This window comes from Variovorax robiniae (assembly GCF_037889955.1).
In the GTDB taxonomy this organism is placed as follows: Bacteria; Pseudomonadota; Gammaproteobacteria; order Burkholderiales; family Burkholderiaceae_C; genus Variovorax; species Variovorax robiniae.
Genome location: NZ_JBBKZS010000001.1, coordinates 203,782 through 220,835, shown reverse-complemented (window position 1 = coordinate 220,835; position 17,054 = coordinate 203,782). Strand labels below are relative to the sequence as shown.

Sequence of the window (17,054 nt, the reverse complement as noted above, 5' to 3'; positions counted from 1 at the left end):
GTGAGCGTCGAGGTGATCGTCAGCACGGCACGGCCGAAGCGCGAGGAGCCGATCATCCGCATTCCCGCACTCGGGCTCACCGTCCGCGTGCGCTTTCCGTTCGAGCCCGAGAAGGCCCAGTCCACGGTGATCGAGACCACGAACGCGGCGGGCTTCGGCCCACCGCTTTATCGGCGCGCCGAATCGGAGACCTTCGAGATCGTGACCGGCCGCTACCTGTTCGAGGTCGATGGCCGGCGCTTCGTTGCGCGGCGCGGCGACCTGGTGCGCGTGCCTGCTGGCGCTTCGCGGGCTTTCGTCAACGTGACGGGCACCGGGGCGCGGCAGCAGGTGATCATCGAACCCGGCATCGACGCGGTGCAATTCTTCAATGAACTGGCCGTGCTGCTCGATGGGCGCGGCGTGGACCGCGCGGAACTGCACCGCTTCGGCAAGCGCTGGGGCCTGGCGTTGCTGGGACCGTCGCTGAAGGTGGCGCGCAGCGAATTCGACGACGGAGATGGCGGATGACGGGCTCTGTATTCGTCGAACTGCGCTTCTGGGTCGCGGTGATTGTCTCTTTCGTCGTGCCGCTGTGCCTCTACCTGTCATTGCGCAAGCGCCGTGCGATCTCGCCCGCATCGGTGTTCTGGCTCGGCGTCACGCTGATCGTGATCGCCGCGGCCGACGTGTGCATGCTGCATGGACTTCAGATGGCGACCAGCAAGTCGACCTCGCGCTTCGACAACTTCTTCGACTCGGAGCTGGCGGTGGGTTTCTACCTGATCCCGGCCCTGTTCGGCGGCATCGGCATCGACTTGGTGTCGAGCGTGTTCCGCCGCCATCTGGAGGCAGCGGAGCATCGCTACAAATCGGACAAGAAGACTCGTTGAGCCCTCAGTGACAAAGAGACCCGAGCCAGCGATCGAATCGCTCTTCCCCGCTGCCACCCGCCGGCAAGCGCGCCAGTTCAACCGCACGCGGCACTTCCCGCGGGCTATACCCGAACTGCGCACGAAAGGCCTTGCTGAAATGCGCCGCGCTCTTGAAGCCGTGGTCCTCGGCCAGCCGCGCGATCGGCTGCCGGTCGCTGGACTGCGCGAGGATCTGGTGCACGCGGGCCAGCCGCCGTTCCTTGATGTACTGCGACACGCCGCCGAGCGGTTCGAACAGCCGGTACAGCGTCGAGCGCGACACGCGCAGCAGCTTGCACAACGGGGCCGCCGCCAACTCGCATTCGCCGAGGTGCTCCTCGATGTGGCGGCGTGCCCGACGCAGCAGCGCGCCATCGATCGCCACACCCGTGGTCAGCGGGTCGATCGCGGTCGGCGCAAGGCTCGCAGCCACCAGGCCGACCGTGGCCGCGGACAGCGCCGGCAGTTCTTCCGGCGCCGCGTCGGGCAGGCCTTGCAACAACGCAGCGAGGTGATCCGACAGCAGGTTCGAACAGGCGTTGTCCGGCGACAGCCCATGCAGCCGCATCGGCTGCGGCAAGGCCGCGTCGAGCGTGTCGCGCGGGATGTAGAGCACCGACGTGGAGCACGCCGATTCGCTTTCTTCCGGCAAGGCCATGTCGGTGATCACGAAGCGACCCGGCGCCAGCGATACCTGCCGCCCCGCCGCGTCCAGATGGAACTCGCCCGAGCGCAACAGCAGAAGCCGATAGTGATCGAGCTGGTAGGACTGGATGTTGCGCTCGCGCCGCATGCGGTTCTGCACCGGCCCGAAAGTGGCAGAGCCGACGATCAGCTCGGACATGCGCCACATCGTCACGTCGGCATGGAACTGCGCCTCGTCCACGTCGTCGGCCAGGTGCATGTCCCAGCTCTGCGAGAGGGAGCCGCGCCAGTAGTCCAGCGCTTCCCGCGCCGAGGTCGAACGGGAGTCGAAATGCATGTGCGGAACGGGGGAGGAACACGCCAGAGTCATGGAAGAGCACCGTTGTGAATGCGATGGGGAAATTCTAGGAATCGGTCTTCCAGCCGTCTCAACGCCACGTATCAGTTCTTGCCTGTGCGTCTCATGCGGCATTGCATTCAAGCGCGGAGGGGGCGCAAGGTCGTTGGCAACATTGCCACAATCACCGGATGCGAACATCCACCGATTCCTTCGTCCGCCGTGTCCGTGGCCACCTGGAGGCGCTTCCCGAGACGGAGCGCAAGCTGGCCAATTTCGTGCTCGAGTTTCCCGGCGAGCTGGCGGGCTATGCCGGCAATGAACTGGCGGAGCTGGCGGGCGTGTCGCCCTCCACCGTGAGCCGTTTCATCCGGCGCATCGGCTACGAGAACTACGAGGAAGCGCGGCGGCACGTCCGCGAGGAAAAGCAGTCGGGCTCGCCACTTTTTCAATCGTCCGGCGCAGGCCGCGGCGACCTGGTGCATGCGCATGCGCAGGTGTCCGCCGCCAACCTGGGCAGCACCTTCGAGCGGCTTGGCGATACCCAGATGATGGACATTGCCAAGGCCATCCTCGGCGCCGGGCAGGTGCTGATCTTCGGCAGTCGCAGCAGCCACGGCTTTGCCATCTACCTGCGCTGGCAGATCATCCAGGTGGTGCCGCGCGTGACGGCCATTCCCGGCGCGGGTGAAACGCTGGGAGAGCACCTCGCCGGCGTCAGCGAGCGAGACTGCGTGATCGTCTTCGGCATTCGCCGGCAGACGCGCCAGATGAATGCGGTGCTGGAAGCGGCCCGCCAAGCGGGCGCGAAGATCCTGTTCATCAGCGACCAGACCTCGCCCGACTACCCGGGCGCCACTTGGTCGGTGCAATGCGATTGCCGCGGCACCGGCCTGCTCGACAACCACGTCGCCGTGATGGGCCTGTGCGACCTGATCGCGACGACGGTCCTGGATGCGTCCGGCGCGGCAGGACGCAAGCGCCTGGCAGCCATCGAGCAGGCCCACGACGAACTCGACGAGCTCTGAGGCACATCAGGGTTTTCACTTGCAATAATAATTTCACTGTTACAGACAACGTGAAATCGTAGTGCCACAATCCGGGCTTCCGGATTGCTTTGGTTTTCAAATCCTTCAAGGAGCTACGACATGGCCGGTGGACCTGCTCTTTCATCACCCGTTTCGCCCCGCGTGGCGGAGCTGGACCGCGCGCTCGACCAGATCGGCGTGACGCGCTCGCATCACACGATCATCTTCCTGATCCTCATTGGTTGCCTGTTCGACGCCTTCGAGCAGAACGCCGTGGGCATCGTCGGGCCGATGCTGCGCGAGCAATGGGGTCTGGGCGCCTCTGACATCGGCCTGCTGAACACGGTGACCTTTGGCGCCGCCGCCATCGGGCGCATCGTTTCAGGCTTCGTCGCCGATCGCTATGGCCGCCGCGTGATGCTCAGCATCGACCTGTTGCTGTTCACCCTGGGCGCCGGCATCTGCGCCGCGGCGCCGAACCTCACCGTGATGGCCCTAGGCCGCGCCGTCGTGGGCTTTGGCCTGGGCGGCGAGATCGCGATCGCCGTCACCATGCTGTCCGAGTTCTGCTCGACCAAGTTCCGCGGCACGGCGGTGGGGCTGGTCAACGTCGGCGCTGGTGGACTGGGCAACTTCCTGGCACCGGCTTTCGGTCTGCTCGTGTTCACGATCTTCCCGGGCGAGAGCAGCTGGCGCTGGCTCTTCGTGTGCCTGATGGTGCCGGCGTTGCTGGGCGCGTTCTATCGTCGCTACATCCCGGAGACGCCGCGCTTCCTGCTGTCGCAGGACCGCGTCAAGGAAGTCAACGTCGTGCTCACCAAGCTGGCCACGGGCAGCCTCAGCGCCAAGGTGAAGGTCGGGCACGCGTACATCGCCGATGACGGCACCACCACCCCCACCGCGAAGGTGAAGGTGCGCGTGACCGAGATCTTCCGCGGTGCGCTGGCACGTCGCACGATCCCGCTGTGCATCACCATCTGGATGGCCTATGGCGCTCAGTTATCGGTGCTGACGCTGATGCCGACGATCCTGGTCGGCCTGGGCTACACGGTGTCCAAGAGCCTGCTGTTCACGATGATCATGCAGAGCGGCAGCCTGCTGGGCGCCATCGCGGCCTCCGTGCTGGGCTTCAAGTTCCCGCGCAAGCGCGTGCTGACCATCGGAGCCCTGTGTGCCGGCGCGGCTGCACTGACGATCGGCTTCCTGGCCCAGAGCATCGTGCTGGTGCTGGCGGCTGGGGCGATCTTCCAGTTCTTCGTGCTGCTGCTGAACACGACCATCTGGATCTTTGCGCCGGAGCTGTACCCGACCAAGGTGCGTGCGTTCGGCACGGCCTTCATCCTCGCGACCGGCACGGCCGCAGGCGCCTTCATGCCGCTGGTCGCGGGCCGGCTGCTGGATGGCTTCGGCGTCGCCGGTGTGTTCGGCATGGTGGCGGCGATGTACGCGATCTTCACGGTGAGCGTGCAGAGCGTGCCGGAAACGTACGGCCAATCGCCCGATGCCATTGCCCTGCCCTCCGAGGAGGAGGCCGGCCATCACGCCATCGCGCCCTCCCCTTCGCGGGCCTGAACGACAACGCCGAGCCTGGACAACTTTCTCATGCGCGACATTCTTTTGATCAACCCCAACTCGTCCGAAGCGACCACCACGATGATGGTCCGGATCGCCAGGGCCGAGCTGCCTGCCGAGGGCTTTCGCGTCACCGGCGTCACCGCCAGCCGCGGTCCTTCGATGATCGTCAACGAGGCCGAATTGGGCGCCGCGGGCCTGGAGGTCGAACGCACATGGCGGGACGGCGGAACAGCCTGGGACGGCGTCATCATCAGCGCGTTCGGCGATCCCGGCATCGAGCGGGTGCGACGCACTAGTCGCGTGCCGGTGGTCGGCATCTGCGAGGCATCGATGCTGGAGGCTGCCTTCAACGGCCGCCGTTTCGGCGTTGCGACGGTCACGCCCGATCTCGTTGCCGCCATCGATGGCCGTGCGCTCAAGCTGGGGCTGGAAGCGCACTACACCGGCGTCCGGCTCACAGAGGGCGATCCGCGTGCGCTGGCGGCCGACCCCAAGGCGCTGGACGAAGCACTGGCCGCAGCCGTTCGCCAATGCATCGACGAGGACGGCGCCGAGGCGGTCATCATCGGCGGCGGTCCGCTGGGCCAGGCCGCGATCAACCTGGCGGGGCGCTTCGGCCATGTGCCGCTCATTGCGCCCATTCCGGCGGCTGTGCGGAGATTGCGGGCGCAGATGCGGCAGGGCGTGGGTGCGGTCAGCGAGGCGTGAGTCAAACGACTGCGATGCAGGCAGGAGCGGACTTCACGTCCTTCGGTCCTGGATGCCGCCGATGCAGAGGTACTTGATCTCCACGTCATCCACACCCGTGGCGCAAACCTCCGCGGTCGCGCCCCGTGTCGTCGGCACCGCGGTCACGCGGCTCAACAAGTTCCTCGTCGGCGGTACGTAGTTCCACGTCGAGACCCCTCGCGCAAAAAGCTGGTTGACGAGAACTCAGGTTGAGGGCACAACGCGACGACGGAGAGAAGACTCTTCTCTCCTCCTCCAGGAACTGCCATGAAAAAGCTGATGCCGAAGAAGTCCGCACGTGCCCTGCCAGCCGCCGCCACGGGCGCGCAGGCCATCGGCACAGCCGCGTTGGGCTCCGTCGTGATGGGTGCCGCTGCGCTGGGTGCATTCGCCGTCGGTGCCTTGGCCATCGGACGTCTCTTTGTGGGGCAGGCTCGAATCCGTCGTCTGGAGATCGACGAGCTTGTGGTCCGTCGTATTCGTGTCATTGAACAGTTGACACCGCCAGTGTCAAAGGTTGACAGCGTCATCGACAGGTCCAGCTAGGCGCACGGCCGCAACCGCTCGACAGGCGCCCGAGGAAAGCACGTGCTTCGGAAAAAGGTGCTCGGCCTTGGCGTTCTCGGCGTCTGGTGGATCACGATGCCGCTTGCCGCAGCGGCACAACAACCCGGGAAGGTCTACAGGATCGGCGTTCTCAGCCTGACTGCGTTCGACGGCACCACGCTTGCCAAGGTGATGGCAGAAGGGCTCGACAGGCGCGGCTATGTCGTCGGCCGAAACATCGTCATCGAGGACCGGTTTGCCGATGGGAGGGTAGACAGGCTGCCCGCGCTTGCCGCGGAGCTTGTGAGCCTGAAGGTCGATGTGATCGTTGCGGGAGCGGCCGTGGCCATTCGCGCTGCCCACAACGCCACGAATACGATCCCGATCGTCATGGCATTCAGTGGCGAGGACCCCGTCAAGAGCGGGTTCGTCGCCAGCCTGGGGCGGCCCGGAGGCAATGTGACCGGTGTGACTGCGGTCGCTCGCGACCTCGCACCGAAAACGCTCGAACTGCTGCGCGATGCCGTGCCCGGCATTGCCCGGGTCGCGGTTCTCACCAATCCCGCCCGGCCCGAACACGCCGAATACCTGCGCTTCGTCCGGGCGGTGCGGCCACAGGGCATGCAGTTGCAGGTGTTGGAAGCGGCGGGGCCAGATCAGTACGAGGCAGCGTTCGCAGCCATGACCCAACAGCGCGCCGAAGGGGTCGTCATCTTCGGAGATGTGATGTTCACCCGCGATTCGCCGCAGCTTGCCGAACTCGCGCGGCGGCATGCGTTGCCATCCGCCTATCTGCATCGGGCTTTCGTTGTCGCGGGCGGGCTGATGACCTATGGCCCCGATCTGCGTCAGCTTCTCGATCTCGCCACCGACTACGTCGACAAGATCCTCAAAGGCGCGAAGCCGAGCGCGCTGCCAGTGCAGCAACCGACCGCATTCAAGCTGGTCATCAACGCCCGGACCGCGCAGGCGATCGGGCTCGCAATTCCGCACGCGCTGCTTGTGCGCGCAGACGAAGTGATCCGATGAGAACTTGTCGCTGACTCGTCCGATACGAAGTGACCCTGCGCCGCGCCCTGCTCGTGATCGCCCTCCTGCTCGCCACAGGCGCCTGGATTGCCGTCGTCTACTGGATGACGGGGATGACGCACAAGGAGTCGCCTTGGCTCGACATCGACCTCAACACGGTACCACCGGGCAGCCCCAAGTTCTACACCTTCCAGGGGACGCCGCTGGCCCTGCTGCGAACCACCGACGAGATGCTCGACGACCTGGAGGCCCAGACCGCCCACACCTGGAACCAGCGTCCGATTGCAACCCCGCGTCCAGCGTTCTTCGTCTACGCCCTGGTGGGGCCGGTCGACGGATGCGAGGTGGAGCACTCGCCCCTGGGCGCGGATCGCTATGCGCCATCGCGCCCGTGGCAAGGCGGCTACTACGACACCTGCCGCTTCGGCGAATGGGACTACGCCGGCCGCGCAATCAGGCAGTACGCGGACCAGGACCCTCGACTGCTGCGGATGCCCGATCTGGATGTTCCGGACTTCGAGCTGAGGGAGCAGCACATCCTGCGCATCACGCGTGCCGCGAAGCGATAGGCGCTACGCAGGCGCACGCCCCGCCGCCGCCCCCTTGGCCGCGGCCTTGCGCTTGCGATACTCCGCGAACTGCGTATCCGCCAGCACCCCGATCAGGATCACCGACCCCATCACCGCGAAGTTCAGCGAACTCGGAATGCCCAGCAGGTTGACCAGGTTCTGCAGGATCTGAAGCAGGATCGTCCCGAGCACCACGCCGACGATCGACCCTTCCCCGCCACGCAGCGAGAAGCCGCCCAGCACCGACGCGGCAATCGCATACAGCTCATAGAAGTTGCCGTGCGACGAAGGCGAGATCGAGCGCGTGTACATCGCGAAGAAGATGGCCGAGATGGCAGTGAGCACGCCGCAGATCACATACGACGCGACGATCACGCGGTTGGTCGGAACGCCCGAATAGCGCGCCGCCTCCTCGTTCTTGCCGACCGCGAACAGGTAGCGTCCGAACACCGAGCGGTGCAGCACGACCCACATCACGACCGCGATCACGACGAAGGCGAACATCGAGTGCGGGATGCCGAAGGTGCGGCCGGTCGTCAGCCACTCCAGCGTCGGGAAGCTGTCGCCGAAGGCAAAGCCCGCCGTACCGTCAGCGGTGTAGTAGCGCGCGGCACCGCGATAGATCAACAGTCCGCACAACGTCACGATGAAGGGCTGCAAGTGCAGCTTGGTGATAAGCAAGCCATGCGCGAGGCCCATCACCGCGCCGAGCGCGAGCATAATCCCCAGCGCCACCGGCCAGGGCACGCCGTGGTTCACCATCAGGTCGACGAACAGCACCCCCAGCAGCGCGATGATCGATCCCACCGACAGCTCGATCCCGCCGGTGATGATGACGAAGGCCTGCCCGATCGCGAAGATGCCGAACAGGCCCACCAGGTTCGCGGTGTTGGCGATGTTGATCGGCGAGATGAACAGCGGGTTGATGATCGCGACGACGGTGCCGACGACGAGGATCAGAATCAGGAGGCCAATGTCTTTTTTGAGCATTTGTTGAAGGCCTCAGTGGACCGTGTTGCCCGTCGCGAGCCGGAGGACTTCGTGTTCGCTGAATTGGGATCGCTCGAGGAAGCCGCTGATCGCGCCCTCATGCATCACCGCGATGCGGTCGCTGAACCCGATCACTTCTTCCATGTCGCTGGAGATCATGAGGATGGCGACGCCAGCATCGGCCAGGTCGCGCAGCATCCGGTAGATCTCGCTCTTGGCGCCCACGTCGACGCCGCGCGTCGGCTCGTCGCAGATCAACACCCGCGGATTCATCGTCAGCCACTTGGCCAGCACGACCTTCTGCTGGTTGCCGCCCGACAGCGTGCCGGTGTGGACACGAACCGTGGCGGCGCGAATGCCGAGCCGCTCCTTCTGGCGCTCGGCCATCGCGAGCGCCTCGCCCTCCTGCACCAGCCCGCCCTTCGACGTGCGATGGAGGTTGGGCAGCAGGATGTTCTCGGAGATGGAATCGTCGAGCAGCAGGCCGCATTGCTTGCGGTCTTCGGGCACCAGGAAAATGCCGTGCGCAATCGCGTCGCGCGGTGTCGAGAACTGGACCTTCTCGCCCTCCAGCGTCAACGCCCCGCCGGCAAGCGTGTCGATGCCCGCCAGCGCACGCGCCAATTCGGTCCGGCCGGCGCCGATCAGGCCCGCCATGCCCAGGATCTCCCCGCGCCGCAGCGTCAGCGACACCGGTCGCCCGGGCCACGTATGAGTCTGCGCCCCGTCGATCTCCAGCACGCCCGCACCGGGCGGCGAGGCCGGCGGCAGGTACAGCGCCCGGAGGTCGCGGCCGATCATCATGCGGATCATCGCCGGCGGCGAGATCTGCTCGCGCGCCAGCTTGCCGACGAGCTTGCCGTCGCGCAGCACCACGACCCGGTCCGCGCACTCGCACAGTTCATTGAGGCGGTGCGAGATGAAGATCACGCTGACGCCGTGCGCCTTCAGGTCGGCAATGACGCGCATCAGGCGGTCCGTCTCGGACAGTGTCAGGCTGGAGGTCGGCTCGTCCATGATCACCAGGCGCGAGTCCAGCGACAGGGCCTTTGCAATCTCCAGCAACTGGCGTTGCGCGATCGACAGTTCCGACACGGGCGTGTCCGGCGTGAAGTCCACGCCCAGCACGTCGAGATAAGGCCGGGTCTGGTCGTGCAGCTTCCTGCGATCGACCAGCTTGAGAAAGCCGCCACGCAAGGGCTCGCGGCCGATGAACACATTGGCCGCCGCATCGAGGTTCTCGAACAGGTTGAGTTCCTGGTGCACGAAGGCAATGCCGGCCGCGATCGCGTCGGCCACCGACAAGGCGTCGACCCGATTCGCATCCACATGAATATCGCCCGACGACGGCGCGACCACGCCACCGAGGATCTTCATCAGCGTCGACTTGCCCGCGCCGTTCTCTCCGACCAACCCGATGACCTCGCCACGCGACACCTCCAGCGACACCTGGTCGAGCGCCGTCACGCCGGGATAGGACTTGGTGATTCCCGTGAGTCGGAGAAAGGGCTCAGTCATCGTGCAACAGAAAAAAGAAAAGCCGGCGTGGTCGCCCGCACCGGCCTGGATTGCACGATGGATTACTTGCCCAGGGTCGCCTTGAGGTTGGCCGAGAAGGCGTCGACATTGGACTTGTCGATGACCTTGGTCGGCACGATGATGAGCTTGTCCGCCGGGATCTTGGACTTGTCGCCTTCCAGGTAGGCAGCCATCAGCTTCATGCCCTGGTAGCCCCACTCGTACGGCTGTTGCACGACGGTGCCGGCAAAGCTGCCGTCCTTGACGGCGCCCAGCGTGATCGGGTCTTCGTCGAAGGCGATCACGGTGATCTTGCCGACCTTGTTCGCGGCCTTCAGCGCCTCGTAGATCTTCGGCGGGTTGTACGAGTAGAAGCCGACCATGCAGTTGATCTCGGGCTTGGCCGCGAGCACGTCGTCGACGTTGCTGCGCGCCTTGGCGAAGTCGACGTCGTCACCGCGCACGTCGACCAGTTCGATGCCCTTGCCCGCGACGGCCTTCCGGAAGCCCGCAATGCGCTCCTTGGCGTTGTCCGCGCCGAGGAAGCCGACGAAGCCCATGCACTTGGCGCCCTTGGGCAACGCCTTGATGGCGACCTCGCCGGCCTGCTCCCCGGCCAGCGTGTTCGACGAACCGAGGTAGGCGATGCGGTTGCTGGTCGGCGCGTCGCTGTCGGTGGTGAACAGCGGCACCTGCTTGGCGATCCGGTTGAAGGCATCGACCGAGGTCTTCGGGTCGACCGAGGAAATCATGATCGCGCTGGTGCCGGCCGCGACCAGGTCGTCCATCAATGCGTTCTGCAGCGCCGCGGTGCCTTGCGCCGGGTACCTGAACTGAAGCTCGTACTTGGGCAGTTCCGCCTGCGCCTTCTTGACGCCGGCCTCGGCCAGCTTCCAGAAATCGGAAGAGGCGTTGACGATGAACGCCAGCTTCTTCTTTTGTTGCGCGGCGGCCGGGGTTGCGGTCAGCGCCAACGTGGTGGCAAATGCCAGGGTCAATGCGGAACAGAGGACGGAACGACCAGCCTTGAGCATGTGTGTCTCCAATTCAATCTGGAATTTGGAGCTCGAGAATCGATCTCCAGCGGACCGCGTCGGGTCGCGTTTCTTGTCCGCCGGACATGCTATGCCCAGATCATCAAAAACTGCAATACGCGTTCTATTGGTGCTTTCCTTCATGCCGGCGGTCAGCTTCGCACAAGCTACTTGATGTCGACCGTGACCTGCTGGATGTCCCCGTTGAACTTGAACGGCGCCTTGTACGCGGGCGTCACCGGCTGGCCGGTGTCCTCGCCCACGCCGAAGGTGTCGATGCCGAAGCGGCCGCCCACGGTGGCCTCCATCGAGCCCGTGCCGACCGTCTCGCCGTTGACCTTCAGCGCGATCTTCGCGCCCTTGCCGCGACCGCCCGCATAGTCGAAGTCGAGCTGGATGGTGGACTCGCCGTCCGGAAGGGGCTTGCTGCTCTTCACGACCGTGTGCTCGTCGAAGTAGTTGTAGTCGAAGATCGGCACGCCATCCTTCACGTAGAGGGTGATGCCCGCGGCCACGCCCCCGAAGGCCATGATGACGCCCTGGGTCTTGGCGCCCTCGCCCTTGACCTTCGCGTTCAAGGTCCAGGTGTTGTTCTTCATCGGCGGCGCCGCAGGCTCGGGAATGCGGATCGCCCCGGCGGCATAGACGAAGTGCTTTCCGCCCGGGTCCGCGCCGGGCACGGGCGGCTTGGGCGAAGACAGGCGACCGGCACCGCGGTCATCGAGCGGATAGACGCCGAACTTCTTCGCCGCCACATCGAACTTCGCCTGGAGTTCGGCCAGCTTCTTCGGATTCTTCGCAGCCAGGTCGTTGGCCTCCGAGAAGTCCTCGTCGAGGTTGTAAAGCTCCCAGCGGTCCTTGTCCCAATTGCCCGGCGCCAGGTCCTGCCGCCATGGCAGCGTGTGCTGTGCATCGGCCTTCCAGCCGTCCGCGTACATCGAACGGTTGCTGAAGATCTCGAAGTACTGCTCGTTGCGACCCTTGTACTTGGGGTCCGTGAAGCTGGCGAGGAAGGATTGCCCCGCCAAGGGCTTCTGAGCGATGCCGTTGACCGTCTTCGGCATCTTGATGTGGGCGGCCTCGAGGATCGTGGGGACCACGTCCACCAGGTGCACGAAGGCATCGCGCACCTTGTCGTCATGCTTGATCCTGGCGGGCCAGGACACCACCATCGGATTGCGCGATCCCCCGAGGTGCGACGCAACCTGCTTGACCCACTGGAACGGCGTATTGCCGGCCCAGGCCCACGCGACCGGATAGTGCGGCTCCGATGCCGGCCCGCCGAGCTTGTCCAGGTTCTTCAGCACATCTTCCAGCGGCGAGTTGATGCCGTTGAGGCCCTTGATCTCGTTGAGCGTGCCATCCGGCCCACCCTCTGCCGAGGCGCCGTTGTCCCCCACGATGTAGATGATGAGCGTGTTGTCGGCATCAGGCAGTTCCTTGACGGCATCTTGCAGGCGGCCGATCTCATGGTCCGCGAAGGCAAAGTATCCGGCGTAGTTTTCCATCAGCGCGGTGTAGACCTTCTTCTGGTCGGCGTTGAGCGTGTCCCAGGGCTTGACCCAGTCCGGCCGCGGCGTCAGCTTCGTGCCGGGCGGGATGACACCCATGTCGAGTTGCCGCTTGTAGACCTGTTCCCTGTAGGCATCCCAGCCCATGTCGAACTTGCCCTTGAACTTGTCTCGCCACTCGGCCGTGACATGGTGCGGCGCATGCATGGCGCCCGGCGCGAAGTACATGAAGAAGGGCTTCTCGGGCGCGACCGCCTTGGAGGCCTTCATGCGCGCGATGGCCCTGTTCGTCATGTCGGTCATGAAGTGATAGCCCTGCTCGGGCGTCTTGTCAGGCTCGACGGGCGTCGTGTTCTCGAAGAGCACCGGGTAGTACTGGTGCGTCTCGCCCGAGTTGAAGCCGTAGAAGTAGTCGAAGCCCATGCCCGTGGGCCAGCGGTCGAACGGACCGGCCACCGTCTGCTCCCAATCGGGCGTGTTGTGGTTCTTGCCGAACCACCACGAGGTGTAGCCGTTGTCGCGCAGCACCTCGCCGATGGTCGCGGTGGTGCGCGGGATCATCGTCGAGTAGTTTTCATAGCCCGTCGCCCATTCCATCAGGAAGCCGCTGTTGGCGGTGTGATGGTTGCGCCCGGTGAGCAGGGCAGCGCGCGAGGGGCCGCAGATGGCGGTCGTATGAAAGCGGTTGTACTTCAGCCCTTGCGCTGCCAGCTTGTCCAGGTTGGGCGTGGGGATCAAGCCACCGAAGGTCGAGGTCTGGCCGAAGCCGACATCGTCCAGCAGGATGATGATGACGTTGGGCGCCCCCTTGGGGGAACGGGAAGCGCGGAGCGGTCGGGCCACGCGGGGGTCTGTGCCCAACCGGCATTTGGAGCCATCAACACAGACGAAAGCAGCAGCGAAATGGCCTGCCGTTTCCGAAGCGCACCAAACAGCGGAAGCGTCACCGGAGGCTCCTTTCAATGCGCCCTTGGCGCTCGACTCAAGGCATGGGAAGTCTCGACCTTGCGAGGTCGCGTCGGTTATTTGAACCGCTCGAAATTGTGGGCGCAAGACAGAAGTCACTCGAAATGACGACGGCCTGCAAACGAGCGTCGATACCTACAAGGGCAGGCCTTGCGCTGGTGTCAGACGGCAACTTGTGCTTGTGTCGGACAGCGCGCGCAACCGCGTGGCGCCGCCTTGAATCTGGTCTGGCATTGCGACGTCGAAGCCACTCATCTGATCACGTCGTCCGCGCGCAAGAGCAGCGCAGGCGGAACCGTGACGCCAATGGACTTCGCGACCTTGAGGTTGACGACAAGTTCGAGCTTGGTCGGTTGTTCAATGGGCAGGTCTCCCGGCCTCGCGCCATTGAGAACCTTCGCGACAAATTCGGCTGCCCTGCGGTAGATGTCAACGAAGTCGGCACCGTAAGACAACATCGCCCCGAACCCGGGATACAGCGCAAGCGTCGGCAGCCGCAGATCGCCAGCCAAGGCCAACCACTCATCACGCAAGACCTGGTTGATCTGGGTCGGCCCGATCAGCAGGGCATCCGGCGGTTCCCGCCGCAATCCAGCGGCGACCCCGTCGAAGTCGTCCTTGGCATTGACATGGAGATGCCGCAATTTCAATCCCAACGATCGCGCGGCTTCGTCAAACTCGACCGTCAGGGCATTGACCCCGGCCTCACTCACACCCGCCTTCAGAAGGCAATCCGGGCAGCGCGCAATGGCAATCAGTCTGCACGTGGGCACAGCCGCCTTGAGCAGTTCGAGCTGCTTGGGGATGAGTTCGGTGCCCAAATTAGCCAATCCAGTCACCTGGCCGCCGGGATGCGCGAGGCTCGCGGCAAAACCCGCCTGAACCGGATCGCCGGTTGTCGTGACGATCGGCATGGTGCGACTCGCCGACAGGACCGCCCGCACACCCGCCACATTGCCGGCGACCACGGTATCGACCTTGAGCTTCACCATCTCGGCAGCGAAATCGACGTAGCGTTCGTTCCTGCCATCGGCGAAGCGCCGCTCGATGACCGTGTTGCCCCCTTCCGAAAAGCCAAGCTCTCGCAGCCGGGACACGAGTCCGTTCATGATGCGCGTCTCAGCCGGCGTGTCGTATCGGGGGCTCGTGGAGCCGAGGTAGCCGATCCGATAAATGCGGCCTGGCACTTGGGCCCGAGCGGCAAGTGTCGCGATGAACGCGGCCATGCCGCCGATGAGCTTGCGTCGATCCATCATCTTGATCGCTCCGCCTCGCGTTCTTCCGGAAAGGGTACGCCTTCTCCGCACTTGCCGCCGCAGAAAGCCTAGTCCGATCCGCCTGACCTCGCGCTGACAACCGGGGCCAGCGCGAGTCCATGGTTCCTACCCCGGAATGTTCGGCTCCACCAACTGCGCCAGCGCGATCAGCGACTCCTGCCATCCCAGGTAGCACATCTCCACTGGAATCATGTCGGGGATGCCCTCCTGCACCACCGACATGTCCGTGCCGCAGGACACGGCCGTCAGCGTCACCGTGGTCTTCATGGTGCCCGGCAGGTTGGGATCGTCGAAGCTCGCGTCGTAGGCGACGCGCTGGCCCGGCACCAGTTCAAGGTACTTGCCGCCGAAGGAGTGGCTGTGGCCGGTGCCGAAGTTGGTGAAGGACATGCGCCAGGCGCCGCCGACCACGGTGTCCATCGTGTGGACCTGGCCGGTGAAGCCGAAGGGCGGCAGCCAGCGCTCGAAAGCGCTGCGCTCGGTGAAGGCGCGGTAGATCTTGTCGGGCGAAGTGCGCAGCACGCGGTGCAGGCGGACGGTGTTGGTGGCCATGGCTTGTTTCTCCTTGAACAGTTGCAGAGGACGACCCTCATTGGATACGACGAATGAGCGTGCCCGGAATCGACATCAGTCACCGACGGCAGCGGTCCGGATCGTGCCAGCAGCTTTCCCGAGGGCTGGCTGCGCCCGGATGGCCTGATCTACGGCGGAACGTCTCCTTGCCTGCCGCGACGACCAGGCGGCCCTGCGCGAAAGGCGTGCGCCCCCTGCTCCTGGCACCTGTGCGTCAAGCCTGCAAGGGAACGGGGCATTTTCTGTCACGGCATTGCCATAGGCCGCCCCTAAGCTTGCCGCTGTCCCATCCGGACACTGCTACCCGAGTCACTCAAAAGAAAATGATCAACCTCTCGCCCATCACGAAGATCCTCACCACGACTGCCGTCGCATGGCTGCTTGCCAGTTCCACGCAGTCGCGCGCACATCAAGAAGCCCAGCGACAGCCTGCTGCCGCGCGCTGACGCGAGGCCGGGCTGCCGTCCCGGCACCCCTGGTCCCACGCGACCGTCATATTCCTTGGCGCCGATCGCCCCATCTCAAAGCGAGCCAGCAATGGGACCTGGACGACAGTGGTACGACTTCGAGGTCACATGCGATGCCGACCCGACCTGGCTGCGCCGCCTCGCCGGCCGCATCGAGACCGGGCGGCATTCGGTCAGCGATCCGGCAATGGGGATGCTGGGGACCTGAAGGCCACGAGCCCCAGCACGCCCATCGCCACCGACAGCCACACGATCAGCCGCGCCGTCTCCGGCGGCCCGGCGCAGGCGCCCACCAGCAACCCCGCCAGCGGCTGCGTGAGGTTGTTGAGCATCACGATGACGCCGGTGGTCTTGCCGTAGTCCGCCGGCGGAATGATCTTCTGCCGGCTCGCGCGGATGAACACGTTGAACATCTTGTCGAAGCCGGTGATCAGCAGGAAGCCTGCCGCATAGCCCCAGTGGTCGGGCGCCACGCCGGTCAGCAAGCCGCCGACCCCCATCGCGACGAAGCCCATGAGCCCCAGCGTCTTCACGGCCAGCGACGCCCTGGCAATGCCGAGCAGGATCACGATGGTCGCGAGCGCCCCGAGCGTCTGCAGCCCCGCGTAGTAGCCGGTCGAGCGTCCATGCAAGCCGGTCACCAGCGCGGCCGACGACGCGAGCGTGACGCCGACGATCAGGTTCACGCCGGCCGCCAGCACCACCAGCCGCTTGAGTCCCGGCAGATGCCAGACATGGCCGAGCGCGATGCGGACCGGCTGCCACAGCGGCCCGCCCACGGCTTCAGGCTCACGCAGGCGCAGGTCGCTGATCCGCCGCCAAGCCACCGTCGCGATATCGGCCAGCAGGAACAGCACCGCGGCCACGCCCACGACACCCTGCCACGGCCACCACGCCAGCAAGGCCGCGGCAAGCATCGGCCCGAGCATGAAGCCGGCCTGGTCCGCCGCCTGCGACCAGGCCAGCACGCGATCGAAGCGCTCACCCTGCGCGGCCATCTGCGGCAGCATCACCTCGCGCGCTATCATCCCCTGCGTGGTCAGCACGCCGCACACCGCAGACAAGGCCACGAGCCAGCCGATCCCGCCCAGCCACAAGTCGCCGACCACACCGACAGCGCACATCGTTGCGCGCAGGACTTGACTGGCTTGAAGCAGCTTGAGCGGCGACTTGCGGTCGCAAAGCGCGCCACACACCGGAAAGGACAGGTAGCGCGGGAAAGCCTCCACCGCAAAGGCGAAGCCCGACCACGCGACGCTCTGCGTCACCTGGAACACCACCAGCGGCACCAGGAACAGCAGGATCTGGTCGGCCAGCTTGGAGACGAACAGCGACGCGAGGAAGACGCGGAATCCCACGAGTCCGGC

17 protein-coding genes are annotated in these 17,054 nt (G+C 65.2%); 8 read left to right on the top strand and 9 right to left on the bottom strand.

The window, feature by feature from the left end:
* A complete protein-coding gene (locus tag WKW79_RS00935; RefSeq protein WP_340333220.1) occupies positions 1–510 on the top strand; it encodes a cupin domain-containing protein in 510 nt (169 codons plus the stop codon).
* Positions 507–872 carry a hypothetical protein gene (locus WKW79_RS00930; RefSeq protein ID WP_340333219.1) on the top strand — a complete coding sequence of 122 codons (366 nt, stop codon included), beginning with the start codon at positions 507–509 and terminating at the stop codon, positions 870–872. Before WKW79_RS00935 ends, WKW79_RS00930 begins: the two co-directional genes overlap by 4 nt.
* Before the next feature lie 4 nt (positions 873–876).
* On the opposite strand, the gene WKW79_RS00925 is transcribed toward WKW79_RS00930, so the two are convergent.
* On the bottom strand, positions 877–1,875 hold the full coding sequence (locus tag WKW79_RS00925) for a helix-turn-helix domain-containing protein (RefSeq protein ID WP_340333218.1): 999 nt from the start codon (positions 1,873–1,875) through the stop codon (positions 877–879).
* Positions 1,876–2,066: 191 nt separating this feature from the next.
* Here WKW79_RS00925 and WKW79_RS00920 point away from each other — a divergent pair, with 191 nt between their 5' ends.
* The 3 genes from WKW79_RS00920 to WKW79_RS00910 all read left to right on the top strand — a co-directional run bounded on the left by WKW79_RS00920 (position 2,067) and on the right by WKW79_RS00910 (position 5,186).
* A complete protein-coding gene (locus WKW79_RS00920; protein ID WP_340333217.1) occupies positions 2,067–2,903 on the top strand; it encodes a MurR/RpiR family transcriptional regulator in 837 nt (278 codons plus the stop codon).
* A gap of 120 nt (positions 2,904–3,023) precedes the next feature.
* Positions 3,024–4,475, top strand: coding sequence for an MFS transporter (locus tag WKW79_RS00915; protein WP_340333216.1), 1,452 nt, complete (start codon positions 3,024–3,026; stop codon positions 4,473–4,475).
* Positions 4,476–4,505: 30 nt separating this feature from the next.
* On the top strand, positions 4,506–5,186 hold the full coding sequence (locus WKW79_RS00910) for an aspartate/glutamate racemase family protein (RefSeq protein WP_340333215.1): 681 nt from the start codon (positions 4,506–4,508) through the stop codon (positions 5,184–5,186).
* Between the two features lie 33 nt (positions 5,187–5,219).
* On the opposite strand, the gene WKW79_RS00905 is transcribed toward WKW79_RS00910, so the two are convergent.
* Positions 5,220–5,342, bottom strand: a complete 123-nt coding sequence (locus tag WKW79_RS00905; protein WP_340333214.1) for a hypothetical protein — start codon at positions 5,340–5,342, stop codon at positions 5,220–5,222.
* 132 nt (positions 5,343–5,474) lie between these two features.
* On the opposite strand from WKW79_RS00905, the gene WKW79_RS00900 reads away from it, so the two are divergent.
* The 3 genes from WKW79_RS00900 to WKW79_RS00890 are packed head-to-tail and all read left to right on the top strand — an operon-like array spanning position 5,475 to position 7,351.
* Positions 5,475–5,753, top strand: a complete 279-nt coding sequence (locus tag WKW79_RS00900) for a hypothetical protein (protein ID WP_340333213.1) — start codon at positions 5,475–5,477, stop codon at positions 5,751–5,753.
* Between the two features lie 42 nt (positions 5,754–5,795).
* Entirely contained in the window at positions 5,796–6,782 is a 987-nt protein-coding gene (locus WKW79_RS00895; protein WP_340333212.1) for an ABC transporter substrate-binding protein, read from the top strand.
* 29 nt (positions 6,783–6,811) lie between these two features.
* Entirely contained in the window at positions 6,812–7,351 is a 540-nt protein-coding gene (locus WKW79_RS00890; protein WP_340333211.1) for a Rieske (2Fe-2S) protein, read from the top strand.
* Positions 7,352–7,354: 3 nt separating this feature from the next.
* On the opposite strand, the gene WKW79_RS00885 is transcribed toward WKW79_RS00890, so the two are convergent.
* From WKW79_RS00885 to WKW79_RS00855, 7 genes are all read right to left on the bottom strand, one after another.
* Positions 7,355–8,341, bottom strand: a complete 987-nt coding sequence (locus WKW79_RS00885) for an ABC transporter permease (RefSeq protein ID WP_340333210.1) — start codon at positions 8,339–8,341, stop codon at positions 7,355–7,357.
* 12 nt (positions 8,342–8,353) lie between these two features.
* The gene (locus WKW79_RS00880) at positions 8,354–9,859 is read right to left on the bottom strand and encodes a sugar ABC transporter ATP-binding protein (protein WP_340333209.1); all 1,506 of its coding nucleotides are present in this window, start codon (positions 9,857–9,859) and stop codon (positions 8,354–8,356) included.
* Between the two features lie 62 nt (positions 9,860–9,921).
* On the bottom strand, positions 9,922–10,893 hold the full coding sequence (locus WKW79_RS00875; RefSeq protein ID WP_340333208.1) for a sugar-binding protein: 972 nt from the start codon (positions 10,891–10,893) through the stop codon (positions 9,922–9,924).
* A gap of 167 nt (positions 10,894–11,060) precedes the next feature.
* A complete protein-coding gene (locus WKW79_RS00870; protein WP_340333207.1) occupies positions 11,061–13,247 on the bottom strand; it encodes an arylsulfatase in 2,187 nt (728 codons plus the stop codon).
* A 374-nt stretch (positions 13,248–13,621) separates the two neighbouring features.
* On the bottom strand, positions 13,622–14,626 hold the full coding sequence (locus WKW79_RS00865) for an ABC transporter substrate-binding protein (RefSeq protein WP_340333206.1): 1,005 nt from the start codon (positions 14,624–14,626) through the stop codon (positions 13,622–13,624).
* 126 nt (positions 14,627–14,752) lie between these two features.
* Positions 14,753–15,199: an SRPBCC family protein gene (locus WKW79_RS00860; RefSeq protein ID WP_340333205.1), complete on the bottom strand. Its 447-nt coding sequence runs from the start codon at positions 15,197–15,199 to the stop codon at positions 14,753–14,755.
* Positions 15,200–15,860: 661 nt separating this feature from the next.
* Positions 15,861–17,045, bottom strand: a complete 1,185-nt coding sequence (locus WKW79_RS00855; RefSeq protein ID WP_340333204.1) for an MFS transporter — start codon at positions 17,043–17,045, stop codon at positions 15,861–15,863.
* Positions 17,046–17,054: the final 9 nt, after the last annotated feature.

Bases quoted from the DNA above. Each gene is read 5' to 3' on its own strand.
- WKW79_RS00930 (WP_340333219.1), top strand. From the start codon at position 507: ATGACGGGCTCTGTATTCGTCGAACTGCGCTTCTGGGTCGCGGTGATT.
- WKW79_RS00925 (WP_340333218.1), bottom strand. From the start codon at position 1,875: ATGCATTTCGACTCCCGTTCGACCTCGGCGCGGGAAGCGCTGGACTAC.
- WKW79_RS00920 (WP_340333217.1), top strand. From the start codon at position 2,067: ATGCGAACATCCACCGATTCCTTCGTCCGCCGTGTCCGTGGCCACCTG.
- WKW79_RS00915 (WP_340333216.1), top strand. From the start codon at position 3,024: ATGGCCGGTGGACCTGCTCTTTCATCACCCGTTTCGCCCCGCGTGGCG.
- WKW79_RS00910 (WP_340333215.1), top strand. From the start codon at position 4,506: ATGCGCGACATTCTTTTGATCAACCCCAACTCGTCCGAAGCGACCACC.
- WKW79_RS00900 (WP_340333213.1), top strand. From the start codon at position 5,475: ATGAAAAAGCTGATGCCGAAGAAGTCCGCACGTGCCCTGCCAGCCGCC.
- WKW79_RS00885 (WP_340333210.1), bottom strand. From the start codon at position 8,341: ATGCTCAAAAAAGACATTGGCCTCCTGATTCTGATCCTCGTCGTCGGC.
- WKW79_RS00880 (WP_340333209.1), bottom strand. From the start codon at position 9,859: ATGACTGAGCCCTTTCTCCGACTCACGGGAATCACCAAGTCCTATCCC.
- WKW79_RS00875 (WP_340333208.1), bottom strand. From the start codon at position 10,893: ATGCTCAAGGCTGGTCGTTCCGTCCTCTGTTCCGCATTGACCCTGGCA.
- WKW79_RS00865 (WP_340333206.1), bottom strand. From the start codon at position 14,626: ATGATGGATCGACGCAAGCTCATCGGCGGCATGGCCGCGTTCATCGCG.
- WKW79_RS00860 (WP_340333205.1), bottom strand. From the start codon at position 15,199: ATGGCCACCAACACCGTCCGCCTGCACCGCGTGCTGCGCACTTCGCCC.